The following is an 11271-nucleotide window of genomic DNA, read 5'->3' as shown; positions in this document are numbered from 1 at the left end:
AAGTGCCCATGTCTTCACGCAAACCCCTCACCGCCGCGCTGGCGCTTGGCCTGACCCTCGCCGCCGGCGCCCATGCCGACGAAGGCATGTGGATGCCGACCCAGCTGCCGGACCTGGCCAAACCGCTGAAGGCGGCCGGCTTCAAGGGCAACCCGGGCGACCTGGCCAACGTTACGGCGCCCCCGCTGAGCGCGGTGGTGCGGGCCGGGGGCGGCACTGGTTCATTCGTCTCCGACGATGGTCTGCTGCTGACCAACCACCACGTGGCCATGGGCGTGATCCAGTACAACACCTCGCCCGAGCACAACCTGATCAACGACGGTTTCATCGCCAAGGGCCGCAGCGACGAGCGCGCGGCCAATCCGGATTTCCGCGTGCTGGTCACGGTCGGGTTCGACAAGGTCACCGATGAGGTGCTGCGCGATGCGCGCGGCAAGACCGGGCGGGCGTACTTCGATGCCGTGGACCGCGCCAGCAAGCAGCTGGTGGCCGAGTGCGAGAAGGAAGGCAACATCCGCTGCAGCGTGGCGGACATGTACTACGGCACCGATTTCTACCGCATCCGCCAGCTCGAACTGAGCGATGTGCGCCTGGTCTACGCGCCGCCGCGCGCGATCGGCAACTACGGCGATGAGATCGACAACTTCATGTGGCCGCGCCACACCGGCGATTTCACCCTGCTGCGTGCCTACGTCGGCAAGGACGGCAAGCCTGCGCCGTACAGCGTGGACAACGTGCCCTACCACCCGCCGGCGCACCTGAAGATGGCGATCGACGGCCCGAAGACCGGCGATTACGCGATGTTGGCCGGTTACCCGGGCATCACCTACCGCCATCGCACCGCCGCCGAATTCGCCAGCCAGATCGATGCGGTGCTGCCGCGCCGCGTGTCGGTGTTCCAGCAGATGATCGACACCATCGAGTCGGCCAGTGCCAAGGACGCGCAGGCGCGTACCCGGTACGCCTCGCAGCTGCAGTCGCTGAAGAACAACCGCAAGCGTGCCGCCGGCGAGCTGGAAGGCCTGCTGCGCAGCGATGCCAAGGCCCAGCGCGCCGCGGATGAAGCGGCGATGCTGCAGGCCACGGACGCGCGTTACCAGGGCGACATCCAGTCGCTGCTGACCTCGCTGTCCAGCGGTGCCTCGGTGGGCGAGCGCGACCTGCTGCTCGACCTGATGGCGGCGCAGAGCCAGCTGCTGCGCTCGGCACTGACCCTGGAGCGCCTGCGCATCGAATCGGCCAAGCCCGATGCCGAGCGCGACAGCGGCTACCAGCAGCGCGATCTGGCGCTGATCGAAGGCGTGCTCAAGCAGGTCCAGCGCCGCTATGATCCGGCCATCGAAAAAGCCCTGCTGACCACGCTGCTGACCCGTTACCAGCAGCTGCCCGACGCGCAGCGCGTGCCCGAGTTCGACGCTGCCTTCGGCCGTACCCCGGCTGCGCTGGCCAAGACCCTGGATACGCTGTACGCCAGCACCCGCCTGGGCGACGAAGCCGAGCGCCTGTCGCGATTTGCCGCCGCACAGCAGGGCAAGGCACTGGCGCGCGATCCGCTGATCGACATGGCCGGACCGCTGGTGGCCGCGCAGCTGCGCCTGGATGACGAGCGCAAGACCCGCGAGGGCGAGCAGCTGCGCCTGCGCCCGGCCTACATGCAGGCGCTGTTCGCCTGGCGGGCCAAGCAGGGCCGCGCGGTGTACCCCGACGCCAACCGTACGCTGCGCATCAGCTACGGCAAGGTCGAGGCGCTCTCGCCGCGCGATGCCGTGCATTTCGACCCGGTGACCACCGTGGCCGGGATCGTGGAGAAGAACACCAACGCCTACCCGTTCGATGCGCCCAAGCCGCTGCTGGCCGCGATCGCCAAGGGCGATTTCGGCTCCACCGCCGACCCGGTGCTCAAGACCCAGACGGTCAACTTCCTGACCAACCTGGACACCACCGGCGGCAACTCCGGCTCGCCGGTGCTCAATGCCAAGGGCGAGCTGATCGGCCTCAACTTCGACAGCAACTGGGAGTCGGTCAGCGCCAGCTGGTGGTTCGACCCGCGCTTCAAGCGCGCGGTGCACGTGGACATGCGCTACCTGCGCTGGCTGCTGGCCAAGGTCTACCCGGCGCCGGAGCTGTTGAAGGAAATGGGCGTCCCCGCCGAGTAAGCGACGCCGGCCGGCCCTGTAGCGCCACGACCAACGGTCGTGGCCTACACTGCGGGCTGCTCTTGCGGAAACAACCCTGTGGTTTCTAGCTGGATCCTGCTGCTGGTCTCGGTGGTCTACGCCGCGCTGCTGTTCGCCGTGGCGTGGTGGGGCGACCGCCGCCCGATGTATCCGGACCGGCCATGGCTGCGCCCGGTGGTCTACAGCCTGGCGCTGGCGGTGTACTGCTCGTCGTGGACGTTCTACGGGGCGGTCGGCACGGCGGTGCGCAACGGCATCGGCTATCTGCCGATCTACCTGGGGCCGCTGCTGCTGTGGGTGTTCGGCTGGCGCATCATCGAGCGCCTGGCACTGATCGCACGCAGCCAGAACGTGGTGTCCATCGCCGATTTCATCTCTTCGCGGTTCGGCCGCTCGCGGCGCCTGGCCGCGCTGGTGGCAGTGATCGCACTGATCGGTATCGTGCCGTACCTGGCATTGCAGTACAAAGCCGTGGCGATGAGCCTGCAGGTGCTGACCGGCAACGTCGGCCCGACCGGCTTCTTCACCGACCCGGCGCTGTACGTGGCGCTGCTGATGGCCTTGTTCGCCACGCTGTTCGGCACCCGCCAGGTGGACGCCACCGAGCACCACCACGGCATGATGCTGGCGATCGCGCTGGAATCGATGATCAAGCTGATCGCGATGGTGGCGCTGGGCCTGTTCGCCTACCTGTGGCTCAACGACCGCACCGATGCGGTGATCGAGTCCGCGCATACGCTGTTCACCGGCCTGCCACCGGTCGGCTTCATCTCGCAGACGCTGCTCAGCTTCCTGGCGATCATCTGCCTGCCGCGTCAGTTCCATGTAGCGGTGGTGGAGTGCGGCGACGTGCGCGACATCCGCCGCGCGCGCTGGATGTTCGGGGCCTACCTGGTGATCATTTCGGCGATGGTGATTCCGATCGCCACGGCTGGCGTGACCCTGTTCGGCACCGGCGGCAGCGTCGCCGACGACAGCATGGTACTGGCGCTGCCGCTGGCCGAGGGGCGCAAGTTCCTAGCGCTGGTGGCCTACGTGGGCGGTTTCTCGGCCGCGACCGGGATGGTGATCGTGGCCTCGATCGCGCTGGCCACCATGGTCAGCAACGATCTGGTGATGCCGGTGCTGCTGCGCCGCAGTGGCGACCACCAGGAGGCGGCCGACGTTGCCTCGCGCGTGCTCTGGATCCGGCGCACGGCGATCCTGCTGCTGGCCCTGGTCGCCTACAGCTACTACCGCGGCAGCAGCAACGACAGCACCCTGGCCTCGTACGGGCTGATGGCCTTCGCCGCCGTGGCGCAGTTCGCGCCGGGCTTGATCGGCGGCCTGTACTGGCGGGGAGCGAGCCGTCGGGGCGTGGAGGTCGGCATGCTGCTCGGCTTCGCCACCTGGGTGTACACGCTGCTCTTGCCCGCGCTCACGCATGCCGGCTGGATGGACGAGGCCTGGCTGGTGCACGGGCCGTTCGGGATCGGCTGGCTGCAGCCGCAGCATCTGTTCGGCATGAGCGGCTGGGACCCGTTGACCCATGGCACGTTCTGGTCGCTGCTGGTCAATGTCGCGGCGATGGTGCTGGTTTCCGTGCGCTGGCGCCCGGGCGTGGACGAGCGCCTGCGTGCCGCGCCGTTCCTGGACCCGTACGCGCAGCGGCCTTCGGTGGCCGGTGTGTGGCCCGGCAACGTGCATGTGGGCGATCTGCTGGCGCTGGCCTCACGGGTGGTCGGTGACCGCCATGCGCGCCGGTCCTTCTTCGAGCAGGCGCAGTCGATGGATCGCGAGCTGCAGGCCTCCGCGCCGGCGGACCGGGCGTGGGTGCAGTTCACCGAGCGCCTGCTGGCGGCCTCGATCGGCGCCGCCTCCGCACGCCTGCTGCTGACCAGCCTGCTGCGCGGCTCGGGCATGGACCTGGGGGAAGTGGTGGCGGTGCTCGACGAAGCCGGGCAGGAGCTGCGCTTCAACCGCGAGATTCTTTCCACCACGCTGGAGAACATCAGTGCCGGGGTCAGCGTGGTCGACCCGGACATGCGCCTGACCGCCTGGAACCGCCGTTACCAGCAGATGTTCGGGTACCCCGACGGGATGCTCTACGTCGGCCGCCCGGTGGCCGACCTGATCCGCTACAACGCCGAGCGTGGCGAGCTGGGCGAGGGCGACATCGAGGTGCAGATCAACCGCCGCATCGGCTACATGCGCGCCGGTTCGCCGCACATCTTCGAGCGCACCCGCAGCGACGGCAAAGTGATCGAGATGCGCGGCCAGGCATTGCCCGGCGGTGGCTATGTCACCAGCTACAACGACATCACCGACTACAAACACGCCGAGCGCGCGCTGCTGGAAGCCAACGAGACGCTGGAGCAGCGCGTGGCCGAGCGCTCGCACGAGGCCGAGATGGCGCAGCAGTCCAAGACGCGCTTCCTGGCGGCGATCAGCCACGATGTGCTGCAGCCGCTCAATGCCGCGCGCCTGTTCGCCTCGGCGCTGCGTGAGAGCCACCACAACAACGAAGAGCAGCGGCACCTGGCCGAGCGCGTGGATGCCTCGCTGCGCGCGGCCGAGGAGCTGCTGGATGGCCTGCTGGATGTCTCCCGCCTGGACGCCGGCGGCCTGCACCCGGTGATCAGCGATTTCGATGTCAGCCTGCTGATGCGCGAGCTGGCGGCGCAGTACTCGCCCGTCGCCGCCGGGCGCGGCCTGCGCATGGATCTGTTCGCACGCCCGGCCTGGGTGCGCAGCGACCGCCGCCTGCTGCGGCGCGTGCTGCAGAACTTCCTGGCCAACGCACTGCGTTACACCCGCCAGGGGCGCATCGTGCTGGCCGTGCGCCATCGCGGGCCGGAAGTGGAGCTGCAGGTCTGGGATACCGGCCCGGGCATCCCCGAGCACCACATGCAGCAGATCTTCGACGAGTTCCACCGCTACCAGCAGCCGTTCGACTGGGGCGAGCAGGGCCTGGGGCTGGGCCTGTCGATCTGCCAGCGCATCTCGCGCCTGCTCGATCACCGCCTCAACGCCCGCAGCCGCGTGGGCAGCGGCAGCATGTTCTCGATCCTGCTGCCCCTGGTGGCCGCACCGCAGCTGCCGGCCGCGACGTCCTCGCCGGCGCCCAGCCCGGTCACCCGTGCCGATTCGCTGGCCGGGATGCGCGTGCTGTGCGTGGACAACGACCAGGAAATCCTGGACGGCATGCGCGCGCTGCTGGGGCGCTGGCAGGTGCAGGTGATCACTGCCAGTACCGTCGACCAGGCGCTGGAGAAAGTCGTCGAGCGCCCGGATGTGATGCTGGTGGATTACCACCTGCATGACCGCCTGGATGGGCTGGATACGCTGGTGGCGCTGGGCCAGAAGGCCGGCCGTGCGATTCCCGGCGCGCTGCTCACTGCCGATGGCCGCGATGAGCTCAAGCGGATGGCGCGCGACCGTGGCTACCGGTTGTTGACCAAGCCGATCAAGCCGGCCTCGCTGCGCGCCTTCCTGGCGGCCTTCCACGACACCCGCGGCGATCTCTAGCCGCGGGCGTCCTGGGGGGCGACGGCAGGCGGTCAGGCCATGGCGCCGCTGAGATGTTCGTACAGGATGGTCGAGCCGATGACGATCAGGATCAGGCCGCCGATGATCTCCGCGCGCTTGCCGACCATGCCGCCCAGCACACGGCCGAGCATGATGCCCATCGTCACCATGGTCAGCGTGCACAGGCCGATGATCAGCGCCATCACGCCGATATGCACATCGAGGAAGGCCAGGCCGATGCCCACCGCCATCGCATCGATGCTGGTGGCGAAGCCGGTCACCGCCAGGCGCCAGAAGCCATGGTGTTTGCTGGTGTCCTCGTCGTCCGCGCCGTCGTCTGGGCGCAGGCCATTGATGATCATGTGCACGCCCAGCGCACCGAGCAGGCCGAAAGCGATCCAGTGATCGAAGGCCTCCACGTACTGCAGCGCGGCGCGGCCGAGCAGCCAGCCGATCACCGGGGTGATGCCTTCGATGACACCGAAAATGAGGCCGGCGCGCAGCGCGTCGGAGAAACGGGGCTTGCGCATCGCCGCGCCTTTGCCGATCGCCGCGGCGAAGGCATCGGTGGACATGGCAAAGCCGATCAGCAGGATCGAAACAGGCGACATTGGGGTACGCGGCAGGTCGGGCGATATCGAGCAACGGACCGCGAACGCGCCCAACCTGTCGTTGCGCACGCGGACCGCTGGTCTCGCCAACCATGATGGTTGCCCGCACCACGGCGCACTGGCCGAGTATGTTGATGCGGGCGATTCCTGCAGCAGGAATCCGGCTACTCCCCAAGGGGACGCGAAGCTTAGCACCGGGGTTGTGGCGTGGCGCGTTTACCGGCAATTGCGCAGGTCACGCTGGATTTCATAGCCCCGGCTATAAGCCGTGGCGGGTAGAGCCGACCGTTGGTCGGCTGCACGGCGTGATCGGGCTCTGCAGCCGACCAACGGTCGGCTCTACGCCACCGATCCGCGCGGTGCCCTCACTCTTCCTCCGGCGGCAACACGATCTGCTCGTCATCGATGGCCAGCTTGCCGGCCATCAGCACCGCCTGGGTGCGGTTGGTGACGCCCAGCTTGCGCAGGATCGCGGTGACATGGGCCTTGATCGTCGCTTCGGAGACATTGAGGTCGTAGGCGATCTGCTTGTTGAGGCGGCCGGCACCGAGCATCTGCAGCACCCGGAACTGCTGCGGCGTCAGCTCGCGCAGGCGCTGGCCGATTTCGCGCTCTTCGCGGCCGGTCGGCGGCACGTTGTGCGCCTCCGGTGGGGCCCAGGTCTCGCCATCGAGGATGGTGCCCAAGGCGTGGCCGATCGTGTCCGAATCGGCGGATTTGGGGATGAAGCCGAACGCACCATGGTCGAGCGCGCGGCGCATCACGGTCGGCTCCTCGCGCGCGGACACCACCACCACCGGCAGCTGCGGGTGCAGGGCACGCATGTGCACCAGCGCATTGAAGCCCTGCGCACCGGGCATGTTGAGGTCCATCAGGACCAGGTCGGCGTCGGTGTGCTGGTCGGCCAGCTGGTACAGCGCTTCCACGCTGTCCGCTTCGTACAGCTGCACGCCGGGGATGACACGGCTCACGGCGCCGCGAAGTGCTTCGCGGAACAGCGGGTGGTCATCGGCAATCAGGAGGGTAGGCATGGTGGGGGCCATGTTGCGAAAGGGGTAACACGCTGAAACGGAACGAGTGTATCGAGCCGGCAGCCCCCTGAGTCAGGGGGCGGCCGCGCGGCGGCGGGGGTGTGGGTGATCGTGAGAAGGGGCCCACGGTCCGCTTGCGGACCCCTCACTTCACCTTGCGTTCTTCCACCAGCGAGGCCACGACCGACGGATCGGCCAGGGTCGAGGTGTCGCCGAGCTGATCCGGCGCGTTCTCGGCGATCTTGCGCAGGATGCGGCGCATGATCTTGCCCGAGCGCGTCTTCGGCAGGCCAGGGGCCCACTGCAGGTGGTCGGGCGCGGCGATCGGCCCGATCTCCTTGCGCACCCAGGCGACCAGTTCCTTGTGCAGCTCCTCGCTCGGCGTCTCGTCGGCGATCAGGGTCACGTAAGCATAGATGCCCTGGCCCTTGATGTCGTGCGGGAAGCCGACCACGGCCGCCTCGGCCACCTTCGGGTGCGAGACCAGCGCGCTTTCCACTTCGGCGGTGCCGATGCGGTGGCCGGAAACGTTGATCACATCGTCGACGCGGCCGGTGATCCAGTAGTAGCCGTCCTCATCGCGACGGCAGCCGTCCCCGGTGAAGTAGCTGCCCGGATAGGTGCGGAAATAGGTGTCGATGAAACGCTGATGGTCGCCGTACACGGTGCGCATCTGGCCCGGCCACGAATCGCGGATGATCAGGTTGCCTTCGGTCGCGCCTTCCTGGATCTCGCCATCGGCATTGACCAGCGCCGGTTGCACGCCGAAGAAGGGCAGGGTGGCCGAGCCTGGCTTGAGATCGACCGCGCCGGGCAGCGGCGAGATCAGGATGCCGCCGGTTTCGGTCTGCCACCAGGTATCCACGATCGGGCAGCGGCTGTCGCCGACCACCTCGTAGTACCAGCGCCAGGCTTCGGGATTAATCGGCTCGCCGACGCTGCCGAGCAGGCGCAGCGAACTGCGCGAGGTGCGCTTGACCGGTGCATCGCCTTCGCGCATCAACGCGCGGATCGCGGTCGGGGCGGTGTAGAAGATGGTGACCTGGTGCTTGTCGATCACCTCCCAGAAGCGCGAGGTGTTCGGGAAGTTCGGCACGCCTTCGAACATCACCGAGGTCGCGCCATTGGCCAGCGGCCCGTACACGATGTAGCTGTGGCCGGTGACCCAGCCGACATCGGCGGTGCACCAGTAGATGTCGTCCTCGCGCAGGTCGAACACCGCTTCATGGGTGTAGGCCGCATACAGCAGGTAACCGCCGGTGGTGTGCAGCACGCCCTTGGGCTTGCCGGTGGAGCCGGAGGTGTAGAGGATGAACAGCGGATCCTCGGCATTCATGCGCTCGGGCTCGCACTGGGTCGGCTGCGGGTCCACCACATCGTGGAACCAGCGGTCGCGCGGGGCCTGCATGTCCACCGCGCCGCCGGTGTGGCGCACCACCAGCACCGTTTCCACGGTGGTGGTGCCGGGCAGCTTCAGCGCCGCATCGACGTTGGCCTTGAGCGGGATCTTCTTGCCACCGCGCAGCCCTTCATCGGCAGTGATGATCAGCTTGCTGCCGCAGTCGATGACGCGGTCGGCGATCGAGTTCGGGGCAAAGCCGCCGAACACCACCGAGTGGATCGCACCGATGCGTGCGCAGGCCAGCATGGCCACGGCGGCGTCGACGATCATCGGCAGGTAGATGGTGACCCGGTCGCCCTTCTTGACGCCGAGGTTGCGCAGCGCGTTGCCGAGGCGGCAGGTGCGCTCATACAGCTCGCGGTAGGTCACGCCCTGGGCGGGTGCATCGGGGCTGTCCGGTTCGAACAGCAGGGCGACCTTGTCACCGCGTTTGTCGAGCTGCCGGTCCAGGCAGTTGACGCTGGCGTTGAGTTCGCCGTCTTCGAACCACTTGATGCGGAAATCATCGAGCTGGTAGCTGACGTTCTTGATGCGGGTCGGTTTCTTGAACCAGTCCAGGCGCTCGGCGGCCTTGCCCCAGAAGGCGTCCGGGTGCTCCACCGATTCACGGTAGCGCTGCTGGTACGTGTTCCTGTCGATCCGCGATGCCGCGGCGAACGCGGCGTCGACGGGGTAAAGATCAGCCATGGCACCCTCACTTGCACGTTGACTTGGGTTGTGCGGTCGCAGCATAAGCGGCGACCTCTCCCCCTCAGTTTGCCGCATCCACCCGCCTGCGCGGTGTCGAGGTGGTTAGACCATGGTCGAACGCCGCATGCCCTGGTATGAGAGGGCCGTCTAGCCCGGTAGCTCACGACTGCTGGTCGTGAGGCAAGGCGTACCGACCAACGGTCGGTACCTGCGCGGTGCCTGCGGCACCTGCCGGTCCCCTGCCGGCGCCCGGGTCGTACTCGCCCCTTGGGGCGAGTACGACTAATGGCCAATAGCTTCGGTGCGTCAACGCGCCGCACCCTCGGCTCGACCGTGCCCCATGCGCGGCATCACCTTGCCACCCGGGAGAGAGGGCAACATGAGCCACCGTTTGCTGAGGACGACACGCCGGCCGTTGGCCGCCGCCCTGTTCGTCGCACTGATCGCGCCAGGCATGGCGTTCGCTGAAACCGCAAAAGAAAGAGCGCTGGAAGCCCGCGTTGTTGAGCTCGAGCGCCAGGTCCAGCTGCTGCTGAACAACCAGCAGCAACAGCAGGCCCAGATCAGCCAGGCCCAGACCGATGTCACCGCCGTGCGCACGGTCCAGGCGCAGCAACCGGTGGCAGCCACCGTGCCGGCCGGCAAGCAGCCGATCCAGGTCACCACCATCACCCCGGGCGCCGCACCGGGCACCACGGTCAAGATCGGCGGCTTCATCAAGGCCGATTTCCTGGCCACCCAGACCGGCGACGGCCAGCTGGCCGACGATGCCACCGGCCGCGCGCTGTACCTGCCGGGCCAGACCCCGGTGGCCGGTGCCGGCGGCAGCGGCAAGCGCTCGGACGTGGACTACAACGCCCACGCCAAGTTCTCGCGCTTCAATCTCGGCATCGACAATGTCAGCGAGGCCGGCAACAAGTCCGGTGCGTTCTTCGAGATGGACTTCTTCGGCAACTCGCTGGGCAACCAGACCGCGACCAATACTTACGGTGCGACCCTGCGTCACGCCTACATGTACTGGAACAACTGGATGGCCGGCCAGACCTGGTCGAACTTCATGGACGCGGCTTCGCTGCCGGAAGCGGCCGACTTCGTTGGCCCGACCGATGGCGTGATCTTCGTGCGCCAGGCCCAGATCCGCTACACCCAGGGCGGCTTCAGCGTCGCGCTGGAAAATCCGGAAACCACGCTGCTCACCGGCACCCGCAACCCGGTCACCGGCGCGTGGACCAACGTGGCCAGCAATTCCGACCGTGGCGCACTGCCGGATCTGACCCTGCGCTACGGCTGGAAGGGCGACTGGGGCACCTTCGGCGTGGGTGGCGTGGTTCGCCAGCTGAAGGTCGACAACCAGACCACCGGTGCCGATGCGGACAAGATCGCCGGCGGCCTTACCCTCGGCGGCAAGTGGGTGATGGGCCCGACCGATACGCTGCATTACCAGGTCACCGGTGGTGAAGGCATCGCGCGTTACATCGGCCTGGGCGTCACCGCCGATACCGCGTATGACATCGCCCGTGACGAACTCAACCCGACCGGCGTATTGGCAGGCTATGTGGGCTGGCGCCACGCCTTCACCCCGAAGCTGCGCACCAACCTGATCTACGCGCGCAGTGATTACGACAACGACGGCAGCCTGGGCCCGCTGGTCACCAAGAGCGTGCAGAGCATCCGCGGCAACGTGTTCTACACCCCGATGCCCAAGGTCGATGTCGGCGCCGAGCTGATGTACGGCGTGCGCGAGATCGAGGATGGCCGCAAGGGCGATATCAGCCGCCTGCAGTTCACTACGAAGTACAGCTTCTAAATGCGTGCCGACCAACGGTCGGCACCTACCAACAACGATTGCTTCG

The 11271-nt window shown here is 67.5% G+C and carries 6 protein-coding genes and 1 riboswitch; of the genes, 3 read left to right on the top strand and 3 right to left on the bottom strand.

The genetic code is table 11. The features are described 5' to 3' along the window. Positions 1-8: 8 nt before the first annotated feature. Both C0R07_RS09075 and C0R07_RS09070 read left to right on the top strand, forming a co-directional pair. Entirely contained in the window at positions 9-2156 is a 2148-nt protein-coding gene (locus C0R07_RS09075; protein WP_102788720.1) for a S46 family peptidase, read from the top strand. Positions 2157-2234: 78 nt separating this feature from the next. After that, positions 2235-5684, top strand: coding sequence for a hybrid sensor histidine kinase/response regulator (locus C0R07_RS09070; protein WP_102788719.1), 3450 nt, complete (start codon positions 2235-2237; stop codon positions 5682-5684). Positions 5685-5716: 32 nt separating this feature from the next. Here C0R07_RS09070 and mntP read toward each other — a convergent pair whose 3' ends face one another. The 3 genes from mntP to acs form a co-directional block, all read right to left on the bottom strand. Further along, positions 5717-6295, bottom strand: coding sequence for a manganese efflux pump MntP (gene mntP, locus C0R07_RS09065; RefSeq protein ID WP_102788718.1), 579 nt, complete (start codon positions 6293-6295; stop codon positions 5717-5719). A gap of 88 nt (positions 6296-6383) precedes the next feature. Further along, positions 6384-6474: riboswitch (yybP-ykoY riboswitch) on the bottom strand. A 186-nt stretch (positions 6475-6660) separates the two neighbouring features. Continuing rightward, complete coding sequence (locus C0R07_RS09060; RefSeq protein WP_019185603.1) at positions 6661-7326, bottom strand: response regulator transcription factor; 666 nt, start codon at positions 7324-7326, stop codon at positions 6661-6663. 145 nt (positions 7327-7471) lie between these two features. Continuing rightward, positions 7472-9415, bottom strand: coding sequence for an acetate--CoA ligase (gene acs, locus C0R07_RS09055; protein WP_070426241.1), 1944 nt, complete (start codon positions 9413-9415; stop codon positions 7472-7474). Between the two features lie 382 nt (positions 9416-9797). On the opposite strand from acs, the gene C0R07_RS09050 reads away from it, so the two are divergent. Continuing rightward, entirely contained in the window at positions 9798-11225 is a 1428-nt protein-coding gene (locus C0R07_RS09050; RefSeq protein ID WP_102788717.1) for a DcaP family trimeric outer membrane transporter, read from the top strand. Positions 11226-11271: the final 46 nt, after the last annotated feature.

The organism is Stenotrophomonas bentonitica (assembly GCF_002887735.1).
In the GTDB taxonomy this organism is placed as follows: Bacteria; Pseudomonadota; Gammaproteobacteria; order Xanthomonadales; family Xanthomonadaceae; genus Stenotrophomonas; species Stenotrophomonas bentonitica_A.
This window is presented reverse-complemented; position numbering and strand designations above follow the sequence as displayed.